Below are 24,427 nucleotides of genomic sequence, written 5' to 3' on the forward strand. Positions count from 1 at the left end.
TCACTATGGCCGGAAGCGCCTCAAAAAAGCTGCCGAAGGTGTCCACGGGTGTATTCGCAAGAAAAATGCCGGCGGTCTCTTCTCAGGATGATCTCCTGTGATTATTCTCCTGAAGCCATAATTCTCTCTTCAAGGGCCTTCTCTGCTTCTTGCGCCCGGCTCCGCTGCGACGCGCCGCAGGAACACGCCGTGGCCCTTCGCCGCCAGCTGGATTAATCCAACATGTCTGTTCTTGTGCCGCCTGCCATAGCGTTGAACCGAGGTGAGGCCCGTTCCGATCCTCGCTTCATCTGGCACCATGCCGCCTTCTCCCAGATGGCACTTCCGTTCTCCGCGTCGAGCGGGTCCTGGCGTCGCGAGGTGGATGGCGCGGGCCTGGCCATCGAGGTGGCCGAGGCGGATCAGCTGGTGCCCTCCGGATGGGCCCTGCGGCGCCTGCTGATGCATGTCTGCGACAAGGCCGTGCGGACGGAAAGCGCGGTGCTGGAGATGGGCGCCGATGCCGCCGCCCTGGCCGCCGAGGCCGGCCTGCCCGCGACCGAACCCGTGCTGCAGGAACTGACCACGCAGCTTGAGCGTCTGGCCGCGGCGAGGCTCAGCCTCTCCTGGGACAAGGACCAGGCCCTGGCGGTATTCGACGCGAGGGGGCAGCGGCGCCGGCCCGGCACGGAATGGCGCTCCCGCATCCGGCTGAGCAGCCGCTTCCATGCCAGCCTGATGGAACACGCCATTCCCCTGGACCGCGAGATCGTGGGCACCCTGGCGGCGGAATCCCTGGCGCTCGATGCGCATGGCTGGATCCGCTACGTGCTGCACAATCAGCCGGCCGGGCAGACGACGACAGTTCCCTGGCCCGACCTGCTTCGCCGGTTCGGCGGCCCGGGCCAGGAGCCCCAGGCTTTCCGCGCTTCCTTCGAGGATGCCCTGCGGATGGTCTTCGCGGCGGATTACTCGATTTCCCTGGCGGCGGATGACGAGGGCGTCACCGTCGGCTCCTTTGTGCCGGAAGCCGAGCCAGCGCCGGAAGCGCGGCCATCGCGGGAAGAGCCGGCTGCGCCGGCACCGGTTCCTCCGCCTGCTGCCGCGCCGCGCCCCGCTCCTCCCGCGGCCTCCCCGCCCCCGGGCCGCTCGCCCGCGGCTGGTGACGAGGCATCCCGCGCGCCGCGCCGGGTGGAAGCCAATGCTGCTCCCGCTCCCGCGCCCGCGGTGCGGAACACGCCCCAGCCCATCGGCCTCGGGCCGCATCTGACCGGGCTGCCGGGCGTGATCTGGCTTCGGCGCGGCGGCAGCGATGAGCCTGTGGTGATCGCCGTGACACCGAGCATGCGGCCCGAGCCCAACCGCATGACCACGCTCATGCTGGAGCCCCTGGTCATGCAGATCAGCGGCGGACTGTATCAGGATGAGTTCACCAAGGTCTCGTCCTGGATCATGGCGAATCGCGACCTGATCGACCTCGTCTGGGAAGGCGAGATCAAAACCTTGGAGGAGGCTTCCAGCCGCGTCCGGAAGGCCCCGGCGCCCGGCTGGCGGTAACCGGCGGGCCCGTTTCACCGGGCTGCCGCGTTCACTGCACCCCTTCCCCACCCTGCGGCGCGGGGCGCGAAGCCATGCCGTGTCATGGCTCGAAGCCGCCATCATCAAACACGAGGGGGATCCGATGATGGCCCGGCAGCCCCGCTGAAGGGGCTGCCGGAGAGCGGGTTATTCCGCGGGTGCCGGCGCAGGCTGCACCCGCTCCGAGCCGCGCTTGGTGCGGAACAGGCGCAGCACCACCACGAAGAACAGCGGCACGAAGAACACGGCCAGCACCGTGCCGGTCATCACGCCGCCGATCACCCCCGTGCCGATCGCCGTGCGGCCACCCGCGCCCGCGCCGGTGGAGATGGCCAGCGGCACCACGCCCAGCACGAAGGCCAGCGAGGTCATCAGGATCGGCCGCAGGCGCTCCTTCGCCGCATGCAACGCGGAGTCGAGCAGGCTCTCCCCGGACTCGAAGTGCTCCTTGGCGAATTCCACGATCAGGATCGCGTTCTTGGCGGAAAGGCCGATGGTGGTCAGCAGCCCGACCTGGAAATACACGTCGTTCGACATGCCCCGCAGCAGCGTCGCCGCCACGGCGCCCAGCACGCCCAGCGGCACCACCATCATCACCGAGACCGGGATGGCCCAGCTTTCATAGAGCGCGGCCAGGCACAGGAAGACCACGATCATCGAGATGGCATAAAGGGCAAAGGCCTGGGAACCCGCCGCCCGCTCCTCGAAGGACAGGCCGCTCCAGGCGATGCCGATGCCCTGCGGCAGTTCCGCCGCGATCCGCTCCATCTCCGCCATGGCGTCGCCGGTGGTATGGCCCGGGGCGGCATTGCCCTGGATCTCGATGGAGCCGATGCCGTTGAACCGCGCCAGGCGCGGCGCGCCCAGCTCCCACTGCGCCGAGGAAAAGGCCGAGAACGGCACCATCGCGCCCTGGCTGTTGCGGACATACCAGCGCGCCAGGTCGTCCGGCTGCATGCGCGATGCCGCGTCGCCCTGCATATAAAGGCGCTTCACCCGCCCACGGTCCACGAAGTCGCCGGCATAGGAGGCGCCGAAGGCCGCCGAAAGCGTGCTGTTCACCTGCGAGATGGTCAGGCCGAGGGTGCTGGCGCGCTCCCAGTCGATCTCCAGCCGGTATTGCGGCTCCGCGTTCTGCTCGTTGGGGCGGACATTGCTGACCACCGAGCTTTGTGACGCCGCCTGCAGCAGCTGGTCGCGGGCGGTCACCAGCGCCTCACGCCCCGTGCCCGCATTGTCCAGCAGCTGCATGTTGAAGCCGCTGGCATTGCCCAGTTCCGACACCGCCGGCGGCGCGAAGGCGAAGACCATCGCATCCGGGTAACGGGCGAAGCGCGCCATGACGCGGCGGGAGAGCGCCTGGACCGAATTCTCCTCCCCCTTGCGGACCGACCAGTCCTTCAGGCGGATGAAGGCCATGGCGGCATTCTGGCCGCGGCCGCTGAAGTTGAAGCCGGTGATGCCCATGACGGATTCCACCCGGTCCTTCTCCTCGGTCAGGAGGTAGGAGATCAGCTCGTCCAGCGCGCGCTGCGTCCGCTCCACCGTGGCGCCAGGAGGGGCGACGACCTGGGCATACATCACGCCCTGGTCCTCGTCCGGCAGGAAGGAGGTGGGCAGGCGGGCATAGAGCACGCCCATGGCGACGGCCAGCGCCGCATAGATCACCAGGAAGCGGGCCGGGCGGCGGGCGATCACGCCCACGCCCTTCACGTAGCCGCGGCTGGTGCGGTCGAAACCGCGGTTGAACCAGCCGAAGAAACCGCGCTTCTCCCCATGCTTCGGGCGGCGCAGGATGGTGGCGCAGAGCGCGGGCGTGAAGACCAGCGCCACGATCACCGAGAGCGTCATGGCCGTGATGATGGTCAGCGAGAACTGCCGGTAGATCACGCCGGCTGAGCCGCCGAAGAAGAACATCGGCAGGAAGACGGCCGAGAGCACCAGGCCGATGCCCACCAGCGCGCCGGAGATCTGGTCCATCGAGACGCGCGTGGCCTCGAGCGGCGAGAGCCCCTCCTGCTCCATGACGCGCTCGACATTCTCGACCACCACGATGGCGTCATCCACCAGCAGGCCGATGGCCAGCACCATGGCGAACATGGTGAGGGTATTGACCGAGTAGCCGGCGATGGAGAGCACGGCGAAGGTGCCCAGCAGCACCACGGGGATCGCCAGCGTCGGAACCAGCGTCGCCCGGAAGTTCTGCAGGAAGACGAACATCACGATGAAGACGAGGACCATGGCCTCGACCAGCGCCTTGATCACCTCGTGGATCGAGATCTCCACGAAGGGCGAGGTATCCAGCGGATAGATCACCTCGACATTCGGCGGCAGGGTCTCCTTCAGGGAATCGATGGTGGCGCGCACCGCCGCGGCCGTGTCCACCGCATTGGCGCCCGGTGCCAGCTGCACCGCGATGCCGGCGGAGGGCTGCCCGTTCAGCACGCTGCTGACGCCGTAATTCTCCGCCCCCAGCTCCACCCGCGCCACGTCGCGCAGGCGTACCTGGGAACCGTCCTCCTTCACCTTCAGCAGGATCGCGCCGAATTCCTCGGGCGTGCGGAGATAGGAGGGTCCGATCAGCGTGGCATTCAGCCGCTGCCCCGGCACGGAGGGACGCGCGCCCAGCTCACCCGAGGCCACCTGCACGTTCTGCGAGGACAGCGCCGCCGAGATATCGGCGGGCATCAGGCCGAAGGCGACCAGCTTGTCCGGGTCCAGCCAGATCCGCATCGCGTATTGCGAGCCGAAGAGGTTGAAGTCGCCGACGCCGGGGGTGCGCGAAAGCGGGTCCTGCACGGTGGAGCCGATATAGTCCGCCAGGTCGTTGCTAGTGAGCTTGCCGTCGGTGGAGACGAAGGCTGCGGCCATCAGGTAGGAAGTGGCCGACTTCACCACGCGCACGCCCTGCTGCTGCACCGCCTGCGGCAGGCGGGACAGGGAGGGCGAGATCTTGTTCTGCACCTGCACCTGCGCGATGTCCGGGTCCACGCCCTGCGCGAAGGTCAGGGTGATCTGGGCCGAGCCGTCGCGGTTGCTCTGCGAGGTGAAGTATTGCAGCCCATCGAGCCCGTTCAGCTGCTGCTCGATGATCTGCACCACGGTGTTCTGCACCGTCTGGGACGAGGCGCCGGGATAGGTGGCGCGGATCGAGATGGTGGGCGGCGCGATGGTCGGGTACTGCGCCACGGGCAGGCTGCGGAGGGCGATCAGGCCCATCAGCATGATGCCGATGGCGATCACCCAGGCAAACACGGGTCGATCGATAAAGAAGCGCGCCATGCCGGGTCAGCCCCGCGCCTGCGCGGCCGCGACGGCGGGCCCGCTGCCCTGCTCCAGCTCCTGCAACGTGATCTCGCGCACCTCGGGCTTCACGCCGTCGCGCACGCGCTGCATGCCCTGGACCACCACGCGGTCCCCGGCCGAGAGGCCGGTGCTGACCAGCCACTGGTTGCCGATGGCCTGCTTGGTCTCGATGACCCGCTGGCGCACGGTGCCCTGCTCATCGACCACCAGCGTCGTGGCCTCGCCGCGCGCATTGTGGGTCACCGCCTGCTGCGGCACCAGCAGCGCGTTCTGCGCCACGCCGGCCTCCAGGCGCGCCCGCACGAACAGGCCGGGCATCAGCATGCCATCCGGATTCGGGAAGGTGGCCCGCAGGGTGACCGAGCCGGTGTCGCGGTCCACCGTCGCCTCGGCGAATTGCAGCCGGCCCACCAGCGGGTATTCGGTGCCGTCGCCCAGGGTCAGGCGGACATCCACCGCCTCCCCCTCGCCGCGCAGCAGCCGCCCCGCCTGCATGTCCCGCCGCAGCCGCAGCAGCGCCTCGGCGGGCTGGGTGACATCCACCAGGATGGGGTCGAGCTGCGTCACGGTGAGCAGCTCCGCCGCCTGGTTGGCCGTGACCAGCGCGCCGACCGTGAGGTTGGAGCGGCTGGTGCGGCCGGAGATGGGCGAGGTGATGCGTGTGCGCTCCAGGTCGATGCGCGCGGCCTGGACCGATGCCTTGGCGGCGGCCACCTCGGCCTCGGCCTGCGCCGCGACCGCGACGGCCTTGTCATAGGCCATCCGGCTCACCGCGTTCTGCCCGACCAGCGGGCGGTAGCGGCTGGTGGTGGCCCGGGCATCCTGCAAGGAAGCCTCGGCGCGGGCCTGGTTGGCCTCGGCGCTGGCCAGGGCCGCGCGGTAGGGGGCGGGGTCGATCTGGTAGAGGGGCTGCCCGGCCTCCACCTCGGTGCCCTCGCGGAAGAGCCGCTCCTGCAGCAGGCCGCTGACCTGGGGCCGGATCTCGGCCACCTGATAGGGGGCGGTGCGGCCCGGCAGCACGCTCTGGATCGGCACGCTTCCCGGCTGCAGCCGGACCACCGAGACAGGCGGCGGCGGCGCGGCCGGCTTGGCGGCCTGTACCTCATCCTTGCAGGCGGCCAGGAAAGGCAGGGCCAGCAGGAGCAGCGGCAGGGCCTGCCATAAGCGTGGGCGGGCAGAAGGGGGCTTCGGCTTGGGCATCTTGGCTGTCCTGCAGGGAGTTCAGTTGGAAACTTCGTGGTTTCCGGTTACTGCGGAAACTCGCTAGTTTCCTCGTGAGCGTCAAGGCGATATTGCATTGCAGCAAAACGACAAGATGCAACCGGGTGTTACGCTGGAGCGGCAGGCCTGCGCCCATGAGGCGGCCGAGGCCGCCGCGCGTGCGCGTATCTTCTCAGCGGCCGAGGCCGCCTTCACCGCCAATGGTTTTCATGTGGCGACCATGGATGATATCGCGCGCCGGGCCGGTTGCTCCAAGAAGACCATATACAAGTTCTTCAGCTCGAAGGAGGACCTTTTCTTCGGCCTGATGGACCATTCCAAGGAGGTGGTCAGCCAGGTCCGGATCGACCGGTCCAAGGGGCCCGAGGCGGCCCTGGTGGCATTCCTGGAAGAGGCCGGCCGCATCATACTGAGCCAGGACGCCGCGTCCCGCCGCCGGATGATCATGGCTGAATATACCCATAGCCCGGCGCTGCTGGCGGCTGCCGAGCGGCGGGGCGCGGGTACAGCCCGGATGGCCCTGGAGTCGTATCTGGCGGAGCTGGAGCAGAGCGGCCATCACGAGATCGGCGACCCACGGGAAGCGGCCCATATGCTGATGGGCATGGCCCTGGGCGCCTTTCATCATCGGCTGCTGCTCGGCGTCGCATCATCCTTCCCACCGGAGGTGATCCGCGAGCGCATCGTCAAGTCGGTGCGGATCTACCTGCGCGGGACGGCACGGCCGAACGCAAATTCCGCGAGCCACCCGGCGCCGGTGCCGGCTTTCCAGCCCGCGGAATAAAGGCCACCGGCACCCGATGGATGTCGCGGCGGCTCCAGCCACAGCCCAGGCCGCCTCGCGGTAATCGGCCCGAACGTCCGGGCGTTGCGGCAAGGCCGATGCTGCCCCACCGCAGTCCGGCAACCGGCCGATCCGGCCCGGGAACCCGCAGGGCCAGCGTCCCCGGCCGCTACATCACCGGCGACAGATTGCCATCGACGTTGATCGCCGTGCCGGTCACGTAGCCGGCGGCGTCCGAGGCCAGGAAGCAGGCCACGTTGGCGAATTCCTCGGCGGTGCCGACCCGCCCCATGGGGACGCCCTTGCCCATATCGGCCAGGAACCCGGCATAGGACTGGCCCGTCTGCCCCTGGGCCTGCGCATGGCGGCGCACCCATTGGTCGCTTTCGATCAGACCGACATGCAGCGAATTAACCAGGATGTTGTGCGGGGCGCCTTCCCCGGCCAACACCTTGGTGAGGGCCATGCCCGCGGCCCGCGACACCGCCGTGGGCGCGCCGCCAGCCTTGGGCGCCTTCGCGCCGATGTTCAGCACATTGATGATGCGACCCCAGCGCCGCTCCTCCATCTGCGGCCAGACCAGCCGCGCCAGGCGGATGGCCGCGAAGAGCTTGAGGTCGAGATCGGCCTGCCACACCTCATCCGTGATGGTCGTGAAGGCGCCGGTCTGCGAGGTGCCGGCATTGTTCACCAGGATATCCACCCGGCCCAGGCCGGCCATGACCTCCTCGTAGGCGCGCGCGGTATCCTGGGCCTTGGAGACATCGCAGGCCACGGTCAGGACGCGGCCGCGCGCTGTCCGGCCGACCGCCTCGCGGGCCGCCTCGAGCACATCCGCCCGGCGCGCCAGCAGCGCGACATCGGCGCCGCTGGCCGCCATGCGGGTCGCGATCGCCAGGCCAAGGCCCTTGCTGCCGCCCGTGACCACGGCCACGCGGCCGTCCAACCTGATGTCCATCTCGTTCCCCCTGTTCAGCCGGCTGCTGGCACTCTTGGCAGCAACTGGTGTGGTGGCAAGGGCAGAGTCGCCGGTGCCCGGGCCCACCTCTCCCGCCCTTGACCACCCCCGGAGCGGTTCCTAGCGTGCCGGACGCAGCTGTGGCGTAGGCCGAGCAGACGGCACACCTGGCATCAAAGAGGTTTCCCGGAGGGCCCATGGCCACGCACCGCTTCCGCCCCACCCGCTATTTCAACGTGATCGGCACCGCCGAGCCATGCCTGCGAATCGCCGATGGCGACACGGTGGTGACCGACACGATCGATGCCTCCGGCCTGGATGCCAGCGAGACAGCCGTCGCCAGCCGGCCGAACCCGATGACGGGGCCCTTCTTCATTGAAGGCGCGGAGCCCGGGGACACGCTGGCCGTCCGGATCGACCGGCTGACCCCGAGCCGCGCAACCGGTTGGACCTATTCCCCCCTCGCCCTCACCGTGCTGGACCCGGCCGCCGTCGCCGAGCGGCCGCCGCAGCAGCGCGCGGTCTGGGAGATCGACAACCAGGCCGGCACCGTGCGGCTGCAGGAAGCGGCCCCGGGCCTGGAGACCTTCGCGCCGCCGCTCCAGCCCATGATCGGCTGCTTCGGCGTCGCGCCCGCGGGCGGGCAGGCGATCTCCACAGCCACCAGCGCGCAGAATGGCGGCAACATGGACTACCGCCTCTTCGCGCCGGGGACGACGGCGTGGTTCCCGGTCTCGGTGCCGGGCGCGCTCTTCTATCTGGGCGACGGCCATGCCTGCCAGGGCGATGGCGAGATCGTCGGCACCGGCATCGAGACCTCCTTCGAGATGGAAGTCACCTTCCGTGTGCTGAAGCGCAGGATCACCTGGCCGCGCGGCGAGACGGCCGAGGACATCTTCACCATCGGCAATGCCCGGCCGCTGGATCAGGCCTTGCAGCACGCGACCACCGAGATGATGCGGTGGCTCGGCGAGGATTACGGGCTGGATGCCCGCGCGGCCAGCCACCTGATGGGCCAGGTCGTCCGCTACGATGTCGGCAATGTCTTCAATCCGGCCTTCACCGTCGCCTGCCGCATCTCCAAGCGCTGGCTGACGAAGCGGTAGAACGCCCCGACAGCCTTTCCGGGCAGAAGCACTGCGGGCCGCCAGGGCCTGCAGTGGCCTGGCACCTACTGCTTCTCGATCTTCGCGTTCTCAGCGATGCGGGTCCAGCGCGCGACCTCGGCGGTGACGAAGCGCTGCGCCTCATCCGGCCCCAGCCCCACCGGCTCGGCGCCAAGGGCGGCCAGGCGCTCCCTCATCTCGGGCGCGCGCAGGGCCGTGGCGCTGTCATCGGCGATCTTCTGGGCGATGGTTGGCGAGACGCCTGCTGGCGCCAGCAGCGCGCCCCAACTGGAGGCGATGAAGTCCGGCAGGCCGGCTTCCGGCATCGAGGGCACATCCGGCAGGGAGGCGATCCGCTGCGGGCTGGGCACCGCCAGGGCCTTGAGCTTCCCGGACTGCACATGCCCCAGCGCGGCCGGCATGGTGTCCACCATGAAGCCGACGCGGCCCGCCATCAGGTCGGGATGCGCCGCCGTCGAGCCACGATAGGGGATCTGCTCGATATCGGTGCCCGCCAGCATGTTGAACATGGCGCAATACAGCCCGCCGGTCCCGACGCAGGTGGCCTTTTCGGGGCTGCGTTTGGCCAGCGCGATCAGTTCCCCCAGGTTGCTGACAGGCAGGTCCGGCGCGGTCACCAGCACCAGCGGCACGGAATACAGGATGGTGACGGCGGGAACATCCTTCAGCACATCGTAGGGCGTGCGGTACAGCGGCGCGTTCACCGCGTGCACGATGGAGGTGCAGGCCAGGGTATGGCCATCCGCCGCCGCCTTGGCGACGAGGTCGGTGCCGATGATGCCATTGCCGCCCGCCCGGTTCTCCACCACCACGGGCTGGCCCCAGACGGGGGTGAGTTTTTCCGCCAGCAGCCGGGCCGCGATATCCGCAGCGCCGCCGGGCGTGAATGGCACGATGACGCGCACCGGACGGGTCGGCCAGGCAGGCTGCGCGGCGGCGGCGCGGGCGAGCAGGAGCGCCGGCGCAGCCAGCGTCAGGCGGCGGGTGATGGACATCGGTTTTCTCCCTTGGTCTTCGTTGCTGCTCAGGGCAGCGCTTTTCCTGGTCCGGGCGGTCGGGCCTCTTCCGGGAAAGCCACGGCCAGCGAGCGCAGCGCATGGGGCGCGGACATCGCCGAACACCAGCGGGCCGAGCATCTACGCACCATCGGAATGCTATTGCAGTTTAGCAGGTGGGAATAGGCGGAAGCGCAGTGCCAGGGCGGTTCCTATTGACAGGGGGAGGCCACGTTTCATAGCGTTGTTCGAATGATTGAACGCAGTTCAACATCTTGAACGACACGGTGCGTTCCGCCGCACGGGTCCTGGACCTGCTGGAACATCTGGCCAGCCGGGGCGAAGGCGCTTCGCTGAGCGAGCTGGCCACGGCGCTCGCCCTGCCGAAGAGCAGCACGCTCATGCTGCTGCGTACCCTCACCGCGCGCGGCTATGTCACGCGCGACACCGCCGACCGCTATGCCCTGAACGAATTGTTCCGCCAACACGGCTTCGGCTGGGGCGGGCAGCACCAGGCCCGGCTGCTGGCCCATGCCAGGCCCATCATGGAGCAGCTCTGCGAGGAGGTGGGCGAGACCGTGCTGCTCGGCCTGGCCGAGAGCGACGGGGTGCGCTCGCTCTGCAAGGTCGTGTCGCAGCAGATGCTGCGCTACGACTTCGACATCGCGACCCGCTCGCCCTTCTACTGCACCGCCATGGGGCGCGTGCTGATGGCCTTCGCCCCGCCCGATGAGGCCGAGGCGATGCTCGGCGCCGTGCCCCGGACCCAGCAGACGCCCAGCACCGTCACCGACCTCGCCACCCTGCGCCGCATCGTCGCGCGCGTCCGCGAGGAGAAGATCGCCATTGTCGAGGAAGAATGGGTCCTGGGCGGCACCGGCGTCGCCGTGCCGGTCTTCCTGCCCGGGGGCGGCATCGCCGCGGCCCTTGATGTCGGCTGCGTCACCCAGCGCTTCCTCGCCAAGCGCGACCACCTCACCGCCCGGCTGCGCGCCGCGGGGCAGCGCCTGACCCAGGCGCTGGGCTCGCCCGCTTCCGGCTGACACCCGCCGCAACCCGGAACCCAGGAGACACCATATGGCACATGGCACCACCGCCGCGGCCGCGCCGGAGGGAGGCAAGCTCTCCATCGCCGAGCGCCGCAAGCAACTGGCCGCCGCCTGCATCGGCAATGTGCTCGAATACTACGACTTCGTCGTCTATGCCTATCTGGCCACCACCATCGGCCACAAGTTCTTCCCCAGCGACAATGAGACGGCGGGCCTGCTGGCCACCTTCGCCGCCTTCGGCGTCGGCTTCCTGGCGCGGCCGCTGGGCGGCATCGTCATCGGCCGCCTCGGCGACAGGAAGGGGCGCAAGGCCGCGCTGCTGATCACCATCTTCGGCATGGCACTCGGCACCGTGGGCATCGGCCTGCTGCCGACCTACGAGACGGTTGGCCTGCTGGCGCCGGTGCTGCTGGTGCTGATGCGGCTGATCCAGGGGCTGGCCGCGGGCGGCGAATGGGGCGGGGCCACCGCCTTCATCGTGGAATCCGCGCCCGAGGGCCGGCGCGGCCTCTTCGGCGGCATCGGCCAGGCCTCCATCGCCGCCTCCAACCTGCTCAGCAGCGTCGTCGTCGCCATCGTCGCCGGCATCTTCACGCCGGACGAGATGCGGGACTGGGCCTGGCGCGTGCCCTTCCTGCTGGGCGGCATCCTGCTGCCGGTCGGCATCTACATGCGGCGGAACCTGAAGGAAACGCCGGCCTTCGTGGAAGCGCAGCAGGCGCCGCAGAAGGCCCGCGAGCCGCATGACCTCGGCAGCCCGCTGGTGCTGCTCGGCAAGGCCTTCGGCTTCACCGTGGTCTGGACCGTCTCCTACTACATCATGCTCAGCTACATGCCGACCTTCCTGACCAAGGAAGCCGGCCTGACGCAGTCCCAGGCGCTCTGGGGCAATTCCATCGCCCTGGTGGTGCTGGTGGTGGCCACGCCCTTCTTCGGCTGGTGGTCGGACCGCATCGGGCGCAAGCCGCTGCTGCTGGCCTGCTGTGCCGCCTTCGCCATCCTGCCCTACCCGCTGTTCAGCGTGATCCTGTCCTCGCCCTCGCTGGCGACGATCGTGGCCATCCAGATCGTCTTCAACCTGTTCATCGCCGCCTTCTCCGGCGCCGGGCCCTCCGCCCTGTCGGAACTCTTCCCCACCCATTCGCGCACCACGCTGATGTCCACCGGCTACAGTGTGGCCGTCGCCATCTTCGGCGGCTTCGCGCCCTTCATCGCCACCTGGCTGATCTCCAACACCGGGTCGTCGATCGCCCCCACCTACTACCTGATCTTCTCGGGCGTCGTGTCCGGGCTGGTGATCTGGGGCTTCCGCGAAACCGCCCATGAAAAGCTGCGCTGAGGAAACCGAGACCATGAGCGAACCTGTTCTCATCTGGGGCGCCGGCGCCATCGGCGGCACCTTCGGGGCCGCGCTGGCCCGCGCCGGGCGCGACGTCACCTTCGTCGATGTGGTGCCGGAGCATGTGGCGGCGATCCGCGAGGGCCTGCGCATCACCGGCCCGGTGGACCCCATGACCGTCGCCGCCCCCGCCTTCCTGCCGCAGGAGCTGAAGGGCCAGTGGAAGCGCGTCTACCTGGCAGTGAAGGCGCACCACACCGAGGAAGCGGCGCGCGCCCTGGCGCCGCACCTGGCGCCGGACGGCCATGTCGTTTCGCTGCAGAACGGCCTTTGTGAATCCATCATCGCCGGCGTCGTCGGCGCCGAGCGCACGGTGGGCGCCTTCATCAACTTCGGCGCCGACTGGATCGCGCCGGGTGAGATCCTCTACGGCAACCGCGCCGCCTTCGTGGTGGGCGAGCTGGACGGGCAGGTGACGGAGCGCCTGAAGGACATCCTCGAGGAAGCCAGGCTCTTCGAGCCCGACGCCATCCTGACCCAGGACATCGCCGCCTATCTCTGGGGCAAGCTGGCCTATGGCTCGCTGCTCTTCGCGCAGGCGGTGGGGCAGCTCGGCATCGCCGATTGCCTCGCCCGGCCGGAGCTGCTGCCGCTGTGGCGCGCCCTGGCCGGCGAGGTGCTGCAGGTCGCGGCGGCGGAAGGCGTCTCGCCGCTCGGCTTCAACGGCTTCGACCCCGCCGCCTTCCGCCCCGGCGCCACCGAGGAACAGGCGCGGGCCAGCGTCGAGGCCATGGTCGCCTTCAACCGCCCCAATGCCAAGACCCACTCCGGCGTGTGGCGCGACCTCGCGGTGCGCAAGCGCCGCACCGAGGTGGATGTGCAGATCGCGCCGGTCGCGGCGCTGGGCGCCCGGCACGGCATCCCCTGCCCGGCCCTGAACGGCCTGGTCAACTGCATCCATGAGATCGAGGCCGGCAAGCGCCCGATGGCCGACGCCAACCTGCTGGAGATCCTGCCGTGACGGCGCTGGACTTCACCGGCAAGACGGTGGCGGTCAGCGGCGCCGCCATCGGCTTCGGCCGTGCCATCGCCCGGATGTTCCGCGACCACGGCGCCACCGTGCATGGCTGCGACATCCGCCCTGAAACGCAGGAGGCGCTGGCCGCCGAGGGCATGCACGGGCAGCGGGTGGACCTCACCAACCGCGCCGCCGCCGCCGCCTGGATACGTGGCGTGGAGGCCGCCGCCGGCGGGCCCATCGACGTGCTGGTCTGCAACGCGGGCGGCGTGGCCGGCCAGGCCATGAAGCCGTTGGAAAGCGTGGCGGACGAGGAATTCGATCGCGTGGTCGAGATCAACCTCGGTTCCGCCTTCTCGCTCTGCCGCGCCGCGGCACCGGCGATGAAGGCGGCCGGGCGCGGCGCCATCGTCACCATCACCTCCGGCGCCGCCCTCCAGGCCTCGCTGACGGGCGTGCAGGCCTATTGCGCCTCCAAGCACGCGCTGCTGGGGCTGACGCGGCAGATGGCGCATGAGTTCGGCCCGCACGGCATCCGGGTCAACAGCGTGGCGCCGGGCTTCGTCCGCACCAATGAGGCGACGGAGCGGCAATGGGCCTCCTACAGCCCGGAGAAGCAGCGCCAGATCGTCGAGAACGTGGCGCTCAAGCGCCTTGGCACGGCGGAGGAGATCGCCAAGGCGGTCTTGTTCCTGGCCTCCGATCTGGCCAGCTTCGTCAACGGGCAGATTCTGTCCGTGGATGGCGGAAAATGAGCGCAGGCAAGTCAACGCAAGGAGGCGGCATCATGCCCGATCAGGCATCGCAGGAACCCTGGCAGTGGCCGGAGCCGCATTGGCGCGGGCTGGTGGACCAGGTTCGCGCCGGCCGGCGCTACCGCCCGGCGCGCTGGAAGAACGGCGCCCGCGCCGCCTTCGCCCTTTCCTTCGACGCGGACCATGAGACCAACGAACTGCGCGACGGCGGCAAGTCCATCGGCCGCCTGGCCTGGGGGCAGTACGGCCCCCGCGTCGGCGTGCCGCGCATCCTCAAGCTGCTGCGGCAGCACGACGTGCCCGCCACCTTCTACGTGCCCGCCGTCGCCGCGCTGCTGCATGAGGAGGAGCAGCGCCAGGTGATCGCCGAGGGCCACGAGATCGGCATCCATGGCTGGATTCACGAGCTGAATTCCGTGCTGCCCTACGAGGCGGAGCGGGACCTGATGCTGCGTTCGGCCGACACGCTGGAGAAGATCACCGGCAAGCGTCCCGTCGGGCTGCGCACGCCGTCCTGGGACTTCAGCCCGAACACCCTGCGGATCGAGCGGGAGATGGGCCTACTCTACGACTCGTCCCTGATGGCGGACGAGGATTGCTACGAGCTTCTGCTGGAGGGCGAGGCCACCGGCATCGTCGAGCTGCCGGTGGAATGGGTGCGGGACGACGCGGTGTATTTCATGATGCACCGCTTCCAGTCGCTGCGGCCCTATACGCCGCCGGAAGCCGTGTTCGACATCTTCCGCCGCGAGTTCGACGCCGCCTATGAGGAAGGCGGCCTGTTCCAGCTCACCACGCATCCGCACATCATCGGCTACCGTTCGCGCATCTGGATCCTTGACGAGCTGATCCGCCATGCGAAGTCCAAGGGCGACGTGTGGTTCGCCACCCATGCCGATGTCGCGGCCTTCGCCAAGGAGAACGCGGCGGCCGAGTAAACGCCGCGGCCGCCATGGTTGACGAGGCCCCCTTCCCTGCTGCCGGGAAGGGGGCCTCCCTCCACCGCGAACCCTTACCGGCACGCCATATGGGCCGGTTGGCCGCCTCAGCCGCGCACCACCGACAGGGGCGCGGATGATGGCGGCACCCCTGTGAAGCGCTGCGGCAGGTCCGCCAGCCAATGCGCCGTGTCCTCGGCCATCACGGCGCGCGCGGCATCCACGTCGCCCGCGATCATCGCCGTCCAGAAGCGGCGCAGCACCGCCAGAATCCACTGCTCCCGCACCGCGTTATCGGTCACCGGCACCACGGCCGAGATGACGTAGAACTTGCGGTGGAGCGCCGTCATCAGTTCCGCCAGGAAGCGGTTGCGCAACTGGTCGCAGACCCGGCGGCGGAACTGCAGCAGCGTTTCGCCGAAAGCCTCGCGGTCCGTGGTGTCGATGCTGCCGATATCGGCCAGGATCGCCTGGCGTGCCGCCATGGGCAGGTGCGCGGCGAGGTCGGCGATGAAGGCCGCTTCCAGCCAGTTCTTGGTCTCGTAGATGTCGCGGATCTCGGCGGGGGTGAAGTTCACCACGTAGAAGCCCTGGCGTGGCCGGCTGACCAGCACCCCGGCGCCTTCCAGCTCCCGCGCCGCTTCCCGCACCGGGCCGCGGCTGATGCCGAAGCGCTCGGCCAGATGCACCTCGTTCAGCCGCGCCCCCGGCCGCAGCGTGCCCTGGGCGATCAGGCGCATCAACTGCCCGCGCACCGTCTGGGTCAGGCTGGGGGAATGCAGGGGCGTGGTGCTGGCGAGGTTCATCCGTTGTCCTTCACGGCCTTCTCCGGGCCGGGCGGGCGCGCGTCTCCTGTTCATCCGCGCTCCCGGTCGTAACTGTTGACAGTTAACAGTAACACCGATAGCGCTAGACGGACCAGCACGCCACGCACGTCACAGGAGTTGTTCCATGACGATTGCCGCCCCCGGCCCCCTCAGCCTCGTGCCCTTCGTCAGTGTCGAGCACATGATGGAGATCGTGCTGGACATCGGCGTCGAGCGGCTGCTGTCGGAACTTGCCAGCTATATCGAGGCGGATTTCGCGCGGTGGGAATTGTTCGACAAGACGCCGCGCGTCGCCGCGCATTCGGCCGAGGGCGTGATCGAGCTGATGCCGACCAGCGATGGCGAGACCTACGGCTTCAAATACGTCAACGGCCACCCGAAGAACACGCGGGAAGGCCGGCAGACCGTGACCGCCTTCGGCATGCTCGCCAAGGTCAGCGACGGCTATCCCGTGCTGCTCTCCGAGATGACGATCCTGACGGCGCTGCGCACCGCCGCGACCTCCGCCCTGGCCGCGAAATACCTAGCGCCCGCCGGCAGCCGTGTCATGGCCATGATCGGCAATGGCGCGCAATGCGAGTTCCAGGCCATGGCCTTCAAGGCCCTCTGCGGCATCGACACCGTGCGCCTTTATGACATCGACCCGGCCGCGACGCGCAAGGCGGCGCAGAACCTGTCCGGCAGCGGGCTGACGGTGGTGCCCTGCGGCAGCAGCGAGGAAGCGGTGCTGGGCGCGCAGATCATCACCACCTGCACCGCCGACAAGCAGTTCGCCACCATCCTGACAGACAACCTCGTCGGCGCCGGCGTGCACATCAACGCCATCGGCGGCGACTGCCCGGGCAAGACGGAGCTGCACAGCGACATCCTGCTGCGCGCGGGCATCTTCGTGGAATACACGCCGCAGACGCGCATCGAGGGCGAGATTCAGCAGCTTCCGCCGGACCATCCCGTCACGGAATTCTGGCAGGTGGTCACCGGGCGGGCGGAAGGCCGGCGGGATGCGGCGGAAGTGACGGTCTTCGACAGCGTCGGCTTCGCGACGGAGGATTTCTCCGCCCTGCGCTATGTGCGGGACCAGTTGCTGCGCACGGGAAAATACGCGCAGCTGGACCTGCTGGCCGACCCGGACGACCCGCGCGACCTTTACGGCATGCTGCTGCGCGCCGGCCTCAGGGCCGCCGCGTGACCATGTTCCTGACCAACCGCGATGCGGTGGAACTGGCGGAATGGCGGCGCGGCCTGCACCGGATGCCGGAACTCTCCGGGCAGGAGGCCGGCACCGCCCGCGCGGTGCAGGCCATGCTGGCCGCCGCCGGCGCGGACCATGTGCTGGCCGGCCTGGGCGGGCATGGCGTGGCCGCAATCTTCGAAGGCGCGGCGCCAGGGCCCACGGTGATGTTCCGCGCCGAGCTGGACGGGCTGCCCATCCAGGAACTCTCGGAGGCGCCGCACCGCTCCGGCGTGCACGGCCGGGCGCATGCCTGCGGCCATGACGGGCATATGGCCATGCTGGCGGCGCTGGCGCGCGGCTTCGGCCGGCAGCGGCCGCAGCGGGGCCGCGTGGTGCTGCTGTTCCAGCCGGCGGAGGAGGATGGCACCGGCGCCGCCGCCGTGATCGCCGACCCGGCCTTCGCCGCCATCCGCCCGGACCTCGCCTTCGCCTGCCACAACATGCCCGGCCTGCCCTTCGGCGCCGTGGCGCTGGCCGCGGGGCCGGCCAATTGCGCTTCCGCCGGCATGCGGATCGTGCTGTCCGGCCGCACCGCCCATGCCTCGGCCCCCGAGACCGGGCTTTCGCCCATGGCGGCCGTGGCGCGGCTGATGCCGGAGCTGACGGCGCTGGGCGGCGGCGACTGGCTGGCGCCCGACTTCGCCATGGTGACGGTGACGCATGCCGCCCTAGGCGAGCCCTGCTTCGGCATCGCCCCCGGCCAGGCCGAGGTCTGGTGCACGCTGCGCACCCTGAACGATGCGCGGATGCAGCGCCTGCGCGGGCAGGCCGAGGCCCTGGCGCGGCAGGCGGCGGCGGATACCGGCCTGGATGTCGGGATCGTCTACCAGGATGTCTTCAACCATTGCGAGAATGCGCCGGAGGCCGTGGCGCATCTGCGCCGCGCCTGCGAGGCCGAGGGCATCCCCCATGGCCCACGGGGGCTGCCGCTGCGGGCCTCGGAGGATTTCGGCCGCTTCCGGCAGCTCGCGCCCAGCGCGATGTTCCTGCTCGGCGCCGGGGAAGGCCGGCCCAGCTTGCACAACCCCGATTACGACTTCCCCGACGACCTGATCGCGATCGGCGCCCGCATCTTCATGCGCACGGCACGGGACATCCTGGGGCCCGCCGAGGCCGAAGCCACCCCGCAGGCGACACCCGCCCCCGCACCGGAGGACACCGCATGACTGGCTTTCCCCGCCGCCTGATCCTGGGCGCCGCCCTGGCGCCCGCCCTGCTGCCGGCGGCACGCCCCGCGCGGGCGCAGGCGGGCCGCCTGCTGGACCTCGCCGTCGGCGCCCCGCCTAGCTCGGTGGACCCGCATTTCTATACGCTCACGCCCAACAATGCCCTGGCGGCGCATCTCTTCGATTACCTGGTGCACCGGGACGCGCAGGGCCGCCTGGTGCCGGGCCTCGCCACCTCCTGGCGCCTGGTGGATGACACAACCTGGGAATTCCAGTTGCGGGAAGGCATCCGCTTCCACAACAACGAGCCTTTCACCGCGCGGGACGTGGCCTATACCATCGAGCGCGTGCCGACCGTGGTGAACAGCCCCGGCTCCTTCGCCGTCTATACCAAGGCGATCCAGCGGGTGGAGATCGTGAACCCGCATTGCCTCCGCTTCCAGACAGCCGGCGTCTATCCGCTGCTGCCGGCGGATCTGTCGCAGGTTGCCATCATCTGGCACGGGCTGGGCGCGAACCCGGCGACGGGCGACTTCAACAACGGCAAGAACGCCATCGGCACCGGGCCCTACCGCCTCGTTTCCTTCCGTTCCGGCGACCGGGTGGAGCTGGTGCGCAACGATGCCTACTGGGGCAGAAAGGCGGCCTGGGAGCGGGTGAACTACCGCATCATCGCCAATGACGGCGCCCGCACCGCCGCGCTGCAGGCCGGCGATGTCGCCTTCATCGATGCCGTGCCGACCAACGACATCGCGCGCCTGCGCGGCGAGGCCGGCCTCGCGCTGTCGGAGATCACCAGCCTGCGCTCCGTCTATCTCCGCACCGATTTCCGCGCCGAATCCCCCTATGTCACCGGCCCGAATGGCGAGGCCATCCGCAACCCGATGACGGACCTGCGGGTGCGGCAGGCGATGTCCATCGCGATCAACCGCCCCGCCATCGCGGACCGCGTCATGTCCGGCGCCGCGCTGCCGACCGGCCAGCTGATGCCGCCGGAGACCTATGGCTATGTGCCGGACCTGCCCTTCCCCGCCTTCGACCCGGAGAAGGCGCGCAAGCTGCTGGCGGAAGCCGGGCTGCCCAATGGCTTCGGGGTCACGCTGCTGGCTTCCAACGACCGCTACGTGAACGATGCGCAGATCGCGCAGAGCATCGGGCAGATGTGGAGCCGCGTCGGCATCAAGACGAAGGTGGAGACCATGCCCTTCGCCGTGGTGGCGCAGCGCGGCGCGCGGCGCGATGCCAGCATCACCATGGGCGGCTGGTCCAATTCGGGCGGCGAGCCCTCGGCCGGCCTGCGCGGGTTGCTCGGCACCCGCGACATGGAAAAGGGCTGGGGCACCGTGAACCACGTCGGCTATTCCAGCGCGGAATACGACCGCGTGCTGACGCAAGCGCTGGCGACCGTCGACGATGCGGCGCGCGAGAAGCTGTTCCAGGACGCCACACGCATCGCCGCCGCCGATGCCGCCTGGGTGCCGCTGCATATCCAGAAGAATATCTGGGCCATGCGGCGCGGCGTCAGCCATATGCCCCGCGCGGATGAGATGACGCTGGCCATGGATGTGCTGCCCGCCTGAGGCTCTGCCGCGGCAACTGCCCGATGAAGTGATCGGGCGGTTCTTGCGGCGGGAGGAGGAGGATTTCCATCTGACACCCAGGCGGATGATGGCGCCGTGGCCGCCGCCCTGCTCGGCGGACGGCGCGGAGGGTTGATGATGTCTGCTCCACAGGATCCGGCGGTGCCCCGCCGCGTGACGATGGGCGCCGGGCTGGCGGCCCTGGCCGCAGCCCCCGCGAAGGCCGCCGGAGAGGCCCAGGCCGGCAGGGCGGGGCATGTCGTCCTGCTGGGCGATTCGATCCTCGACAACGGCGCCTATGTGGCTGGCGGACCGGATGTCATTGCCCAGCTTCGCCCGCTGTTGCCGCAGGGATGGCAGGCCGGGCTGGCGGCGCGGGACGGGGCTGTGGTGAGCGGTGTCGCGCGCCAGTTGGAGCAGGCCCCCGGTGCGGCGACGCATCTGGTGGTCAGCGCCGGCGGCAACGACGCGCTGCGGCAGGAAGGCCTGCTGGCCCAGCCGGCGCGAAGCGTGGCGGAGGCCGTGCAGCGGCTGGCGGAGATGCAGCAGGCCTTCCGCCAGGACTACAGGATGATGCTGCAAGCCGTATCGGCCCGCCGCCTGCCGGTGGCGCTCTGCACCATCTATGACCCGCGCTTCCCGGACCAGCAGCAGCGGAACCTGGCGGTGACGGGCCTGGCGCTGTTCAACGACGTGATCATCCGGGAAGCGTTCCGGCTGGGCCTGCCGCTGATCGACCTTCGGCTGATCTGCGACCAGGATGGCGATTTCGCCAATCCGATCGAGCCTTCGGTGCAAGGCGGTCGGAAGATCGCGGCGGCCATCGCGCGCTTCGTGACGGGAGAGCCGGCGCCGCGCGGCAGCACCGTCGATACCGGCGGCCCGAGGTAGCCGCTCTTCCTCTCCGCCTCCCGCCATGGTCCTTTGGCCTCAACAGAGGATGAAGGGCTTCACATGGGATCATCTGCTGCCTGGGGCGGGTTGCTGCTGCCTGGCCTGCTGACAGCCGGCACGATCGGGCTTTGGGCCGCATCCCGGCTGCCCGAGTATCTGACGGCCCTGTTGTTCTTCGCCATCGCGATGATCCTGGGCATCGCCCCGGCCGAGGTGGTGTTCTCCGGCTTCCTGTCATCGGCCTTCTGGCTGGTGCTCAGCGGCTTCGTGCTCGGCGTGGCGATCCGGAAGGTGGGGCTGGCCGACCGCGCCGCCCGGCTCCTGGCGGCGCATCTTTCCGGCTCCTGGCCGCGCATGGTGGGCGGCGTCGTGCTGCTGACCTATGCGCTGGCCTTCGCCATGCCCTCCAACATGGGGCGGATCACGCTGCTGATGCCGGTCGTCATGGCGCTCGCGGATCGTGCCGGGCTGGCTGAGGGCGGCCGGGGGCGCATCGGCCTCGCGCTCGCGGTGGGCTTCGGCACCTTCCAGCTTTCCGCCAGCATCCTGCCGGCGAATGTGCCCAACCTGATCATGGCCGGCGCGGCGGAGCGGGCCTATGGGGCGCATTTCACCTACCTCTCCTACCTGCTGCTGCACGCCCCGGTGCTGGGCCTGCTGAAGGGCGCGGTGCTGACCGGGTGCATCAGCGCCCTGTTCCCGGCCACGCCCCGCAAGGACATCGTGGCGGAGGCCCCCGGGCCGCTCAGCGCCGCCGAGCGCCGCATGGGCCTGCTGCTCGCCACCACGCTGCTGCTCTGGACCACGGATGCCTGGCACGGCATCCAGCCGGCCTGGGTGGGCCTCGGCGCCGCCTGCTTCTGCCTGCTGCCACGCGTCGGCTTTCTCAGCGGCGATGAATTCGCGGCCGGGGCGAATATCCGCACCTGCATTTATGTCGCCGGCATCCTGGGCGTCACCGCGGTGGTGGTGCATTCCGGCCTGGGGGCCATGATCGGGGATGCGCTGCTGCCCCTGCTGCCGCTCGACCCCGCCCGCCCCGGCCTCGGCTTCGCCACCCTGGCGGCCCTGACCGTGCTGCTGAACTTCGTTGTCACGGCCAATGGCGTCCCGGCCCTCTTCACCCCCCTCGCCCAGGGCCTGGCCGAGGGAACCGGCCTGCCGCTGCTGACGGTGCTGATGGTGCAGGTGATCGGCTATGCCACGCCGCTGCTGCCCTACCAGGCCTCCCCGATCGTCGTGGCCATGGGCATGGGCAAGGTGCCGGCGCGGGACGGGCTCCGGCTCTGCCTGCTCCTAGCGGTGGTGACGCTCGCCCTGCTGGTGCCGCTGGACTATGCCTGGTTCAGGCTCCTCGGGTGGATCTCCTGACCGCCGGCACCGGGCGGCCGGGCTACAGCGCCACGTTCCAGGCCTCGGGCACCAGCACATAGCCGTCGCCGTGGCGGGCCATATGCGCGAAGCCGGGGAAATGCAGGTGCATCCCGGCGACCAGCAGCCGGTCCGCCGCCACCATGTCGAAGACCCGGCGCCGCGTGTCGGCGGCCTGCTCCGGCTCCACGTCGAACTGCATGCCGACCTCCGGGCGGGGCACCTGGATCTCGGGCACATGCACGATGTCGCCCCAGATCAGCAGCGTCTCGTCGCCGGAGGCAATGGCATAGCCGCAGTGCCCCGGCGTATGGCCGGGAAAGGGCATGGCCGTGACGCCCGGGAAGACCTCGCCGCCCTCGAACAGGCGCAGCCGCTGGCGGTAGGGCGCCAGCTGCTCCTTCGCCTCCGCGAAGTAAGGGAAGCCCTGCCCGGTTTCTGCGGCGCGGGTGGCGGAGGCCGGGTCATCCCAATAGGCCAGCTCGTCCACATGCATGACCAGCTCGGCGTTCGGGAACAGCGCGCGGCCGTCCGCGCCCGTCAGGCCACTGGAGTGGTCGGGGTGTAGGTGGGTCATCAGGATGGTATCGACCTCGGCCGGGTCCACGCCGGCTGCGGCCAGGTTCTGGAAGAGCTTCCCGGCCATGGCGAACATGGAAGGCCCGCAGCCCGTGTCGATCAGCGCCGTGCGACCGCCGCCGCGCACCAGGAAGGTATTGACCGAGCCGCATCGCGGCGTCGGCCGGAAGGCCTCGGTCAGCATGCGCGCGGCATCGTCGCCGGAGATATTCTGCAGCGCCGCGTTGGAGCCTCTCAGGAAGCCATCGCTGACGGCGCTGAGCAGGATGGTGCCGATCCTGCGGTGGTACAGGCCCGGAACCTGAGCCTCGGGGAGATGTGCCATGTCGGGATATCCTTCCGCTGCCCCGGCGCGGCCCGCGCCAGCCGGCAGGACAAAAGAGCCGGGGGACGCAGGCCCCCGGCGCGCCTTCTATGCCGCGTAGGGCAGCGCCAGCCCCGGCTCGTGCCACGGTATGGTCGCCAGCCGCCCGGTGGTGGAGAGGGTGATATAGGCCGTCCGCAGGTCCGGGCCGCCGAAGCAGATATTGGTCGGCATCAGGTCCGGCATCCGGATGGTGTGCACGATCCGCCCCTCCGGCGAGACGGTGGTGATCTCCCCGCTCACCAGCGTGGCGACGACAATATTGCCGGAGGCCGCGACCGCCAGGCTGTCCAGCCGCCGGAAGCCGGGGAACTGGCACAGCACGCTGCCGCCGTTGAAGCTGGGCCAGGGCGCCTTGCGCAGCTTGCCCGAGCCCAGGATGTCCCAGGCCCAGAGCCGCCCCGTCTCCGTTTCCGCCACATAGAGCACCTTGCCATCCGGGGACAGGCCGATGCCATTGGCGCCGCCAGGGATGGGAAAGGCGGCCTCCACGATGCGGGAGCCATCCGCCGCCGCCCAGTAGACGCCGCCATGGTCGCGGTCCCGCGGGCGGCTCTTGCCGAGGTCGCTGAACCAGAAGCCTTCCTGCCCGTCGAAGACCAGGTCGTTCGGCCCCTTCAGGCGCTCGCCGTCGCAGGAATCGTAGAGCCGGGTGATCTCGCCGCTGCGCGGGTCGAGGCGCTCGATGCGGCCAGTGGTGTAATCCCTGGCCTGCCCGACGGCGCGCAGCATGCCAGGCTCCTCATGCCAGGCGAAGCCGCCGTTGTTGCACAGCACCATCATGCCATCCGGCCCCAGCGCCAGCCCATTGGGTCCGCCCGGCACCTGCGCGATGACGCTGCGCGCGCCATCCTTCGCGATGCGCGTGACGGTGCGGGCCTCGATCTCCACCAGCGCCACCGAGCCGTCGGACATGGCCACCGGCCCCTCGGGAAAGCGGAGCCCCTCAGCCATGATGCGCAATTCGGGCGGGGTATCGTCTAACATGGCGTTTCCTTGTGTCATGGCGGAGGGTCCGGCGCATGGCCTGCCCGGCCCCCTGCTTCTTCTTGTGCCGTGAGAAATCCGGGCGGCTCAGAGCGCCGAAGGATGCTTCGCCAGCGCCGTCACCTTGATGTCCATGTAGGGAAACAGCGGCAGGGAGGAGAGGATGCCGTGCAGCTCGTCCGTGTCGGCAACATCGAAGATCGAGATATTGGCGTAGCGTCCGGCGACTCGCCACAGATGCGGCCATTTCCCCGAACGCTGCACCTCCAGCGCGAAGGCCTTTTCCCGCGCCTTGATGTCATTGGCCTGCTCGGCCGGCATGTCGGGGGGAAGGCGGACTTCCATGGCAACATGGAACAGCATGTGGAATCTCCTGGA

21 protein-coding genes are annotated in these 24,427 nt (G+C 69.6%); 13 read left to right on the plus strand and 8 right to left on the minus strand.

All coding sequences use genetic code 11. The features are described 5' to 3' along the window. Positions 1-360: 360 nt before the first annotated feature. The gene (locus tag EBE87_RS18550) at positions 361-1,536 is read left to right on the plus strand and encodes a replication initiation protein (protein ID WP_158611659.1); all 1,176 of its coding nucleotides are present in this window, start codon (positions 361-363) and stop codon (positions 1,534-1,536) included. Positions 1,537-1,704: 168 nt separating this feature from the next. Here EBE87_RS18550 and EBE87_RS18555 read toward each other — a convergent pair whose 3' ends face one another. Together EBE87_RS18555 and EBE87_RS18560 are read right to left on the minus strand one after the other, a co-directional pair. Further along, complete coding sequence (locus tag EBE87_RS18555) at positions 1,705-4,839, minus strand: efflux RND transporter permease subunit (RefSeq protein WP_120637305.1); 3,135 nt, start codon at positions 4,837-4,839, stop codon at positions 1,705-1,707. 6 nt (positions 4,840-4,845) lie between these two features. Beyond that, complete coding sequence (locus tag EBE87_RS18560; protein WP_120637304.1) at positions 4,846-6,063, minus strand: efflux RND transporter periplasmic adaptor subunit; 1,218 nt, start codon at positions 6,061-6,063, stop codon at positions 4,846-4,848. Between the two features lie 115 nt (positions 6,064-6,178). Here EBE87_RS18560 and EBE87_RS18565 point away from each other — a divergent pair, with 115 nt between their 5' ends. Beyond that, positions 6,179-6,868: a TetR/AcrR family transcriptional regulator gene (locus EBE87_RS18565; RefSeq protein ID WP_120637303.1), complete on the plus strand. Its 690-nt coding sequence runs from the start codon at positions 6,179-6,181 to the stop codon at positions 6,866-6,868. Between the two features lie 169 nt (positions 6,869-7,037). Here the strand turns inward: EBE87_RS18565 and EBE87_RS18570 are convergent, their stop codons facing one another. Then, entirely contained in the window at positions 7,038-7,826 is a 789-nt protein-coding gene (locus tag EBE87_RS18570; protein WP_120637302.1) for an SDR family oxidoreductase, read from the minus strand. A gap of 197 nt (positions 7,827-8,023) precedes the next feature. Here EBE87_RS18570 and EBE87_RS18575 point away from each other — a divergent pair, with 197 nt between their 5' ends. After that, on the plus strand, positions 8,024-8,932 hold the full coding sequence (locus EBE87_RS18575) for an acetamidase/formamidase family protein (protein ID WP_120637301.1): 909 nt from the start codon (positions 8,024-8,026) through the stop codon (positions 8,930-8,932). A 65-nt stretch (positions 8,933-8,997) separates the two neighbouring features. On the opposite strand, the gene EBE87_RS18580 is transcribed toward EBE87_RS18575, so the two are convergent. Next, on the minus strand, positions 8,998-9,948 hold the full coding sequence (locus EBE87_RS18580) for a tripartite tricarboxylate transporter substrate binding protein (protein ID WP_120637300.1): 951 nt from the start codon (positions 9,946-9,948) through the stop codon (positions 8,998-9,000). Between the two features lie 275 nt (positions 9,949-10,223). Between EBE87_RS18580 and EBE87_RS18585 the strand changes: the two genes are divergently transcribed. From EBE87_RS18585 to EBE87_RS18605, 5 genes are read left to right on the plus strand one after another with little or no spacing between them, the layout of a single operon-like run. Next, positions 10,224-10,991, plus strand: coding sequence for an IclR family transcriptional regulator (locus EBE87_RS18585; protein ID WP_120637299.1), 768 nt, complete (start codon positions 10,224-10,226; stop codon positions 10,989-10,991). 34 nt (positions 10,992-11,025) lie between these two features. After that, positions 11,026-12,336, plus strand: a complete 1,311-nt coding sequence (locus EBE87_RS18590; RefSeq protein ID WP_120637298.1) for an MFS transporter — start codon at positions 11,026-11,028, stop codon at positions 12,334-12,336. Positions 12,337-12,349: 13 nt separating this feature from the next. Further along, positions 12,350-13,357, plus strand: coding sequence for a ketopantoate reductase family protein (locus EBE87_RS18595; protein ID WP_120637297.1), 1,008 nt, complete (start codon positions 12,350-12,352; stop codon positions 13,355-13,357). Beyond that, positions 13,354-14,109, plus strand: a complete 756-nt coding sequence (locus tag EBE87_RS18600) for an SDR family NAD(P)-dependent oxidoreductase (RefSeq protein ID WP_233553101.1) — start codon at positions 13,354-13,356, stop codon at positions 14,107-14,109. Before EBE87_RS18595 ends, EBE87_RS18600 begins: the two co-directional genes overlap by 4 nt. Before the next feature lie 32 nt (positions 14,110-14,141). Beyond that, positions 14,142-15,047, plus strand: a complete 906-nt coding sequence (locus EBE87_RS18605) for a polysaccharide deacetylase family protein (RefSeq protein WP_120637296.1) — start codon at positions 14,142-14,144, stop codon at positions 15,045-15,047. 107 nt (positions 15,048-15,154) lie between these two features. Here the strand turns inward: EBE87_RS18605 and EBE87_RS18610 are convergent, their stop codons facing one another. Next, the gene (locus EBE87_RS18610) at positions 15,155-15,853 is read right to left on the minus strand and encodes a GntR family transcriptional regulator (protein ID WP_158600829.1); all 699 of its coding nucleotides are present in this window, start codon (positions 15,851-15,853) and stop codon (positions 15,155-15,157) included. Positions 15,854-15,998: 145 nt separating this feature from the next. On the opposite strand from EBE87_RS18610, the gene EBE87_RS18615 reads away from it, so the two are divergent. The 5 genes from EBE87_RS18615 to EBE87_RS18635 all read left to right on the plus strand — a co-directional run bounded on the left by EBE87_RS18615 (position 15,999) and on the right by EBE87_RS18635 (position 22,119). Further along, positions 15,999-17,063 (plus strand): ornithine cyclodeaminase, encoded by a 1,065-nt coding sequence (locus EBE87_RS18615; RefSeq protein WP_120637294.1) that lies wholly within the window; start codon positions 15,999-16,001, stop codon positions 17,061-17,063. Between the two features lie 2 nt (positions 17,064-17,065). Continuing rightward, positions 17,066-18,274, plus strand: coding sequence for an amidohydrolase (locus EBE87_RS18620; RefSeq protein WP_120637293.1), 1,209 nt, complete (start codon positions 17,066-17,068; stop codon positions 18,272-18,274). Next, positions 18,271-19,854 (plus strand): ABC transporter substrate-binding protein, encoded by a 1,584-nt coding sequence (locus tag EBE87_RS18625; protein ID WP_120637292.1) that lies wholly within the window; start codon positions 18,271-18,273, stop codon positions 19,852-19,854. The genes EBE87_RS18620 and EBE87_RS18625 overlap by 4 nt, the downstream gene beginning before the upstream one ends. 135 nt (positions 19,855-19,989) lie before the next feature. Further along, positions 19,990-20,745, plus strand: a complete 756-nt coding sequence (locus EBE87_RS18630; RefSeq protein ID WP_199707192.1) for an SGNH/GDSL hydrolase family protein — start codon at positions 19,990-19,992, stop codon at positions 20,743-20,745. 63 nt (positions 20,746-20,808) lie between these two features. After that, a complete protein-coding gene (locus EBE87_RS18635; RefSeq protein ID WP_120637290.1) occupies positions 20,809-22,119 on the plus strand; it encodes an SLC13 family permease in 1,311 nt (436 codons plus the stop codon). 22 nt (positions 22,120-22,141) lie between these two features. Here EBE87_RS18635 and EBE87_RS18640 read toward each other — a convergent pair whose 3' ends face one another. The 3 genes from EBE87_RS18640 to catC form a co-directional block, all read right to left on the minus strand. Next, positions 22,142-23,023 (minus strand): MBL fold metallo-hydrolase, encoded by an 882-nt coding sequence (locus tag EBE87_RS18640; RefSeq protein WP_120637289.1) that lies wholly within the window; start codon positions 23,021-23,023, stop codon positions 22,142-22,144. An 87-nt stretch (positions 23,024-23,110) separates the two neighbouring features. Next, on the minus strand, positions 23,111-24,049 hold the full coding sequence (locus tag EBE87_RS18645) for an SMP-30/gluconolactonase/LRE family protein (protein WP_120637288.1): 939 nt from the start codon (positions 24,047-24,049) through the stop codon (positions 23,111-23,113). A gap of 87 nt (positions 24,050-24,136) precedes the next feature. Beyond that, complete coding sequence (gene catC / locus EBE87_RS18650; RefSeq protein WP_120637287.1) at positions 24,137-24,412, minus strand: muconolactone Delta-isomerase; 276 nt, start codon at positions 24,410-24,412, stop codon at positions 24,137-24,139. Positions 24,413-24,427: the final 15 nt, after the last annotated feature.

Source organism: Teichococcus wenyumeiae (assembly GCF_003696345.1).
Classification (GTDB): Bacteria; Pseudomonadota; Alphaproteobacteria; order Acetobacterales; family Acetobacteraceae; genus Pseudoroseomonas; species Pseudoroseomonas wenyumeiae.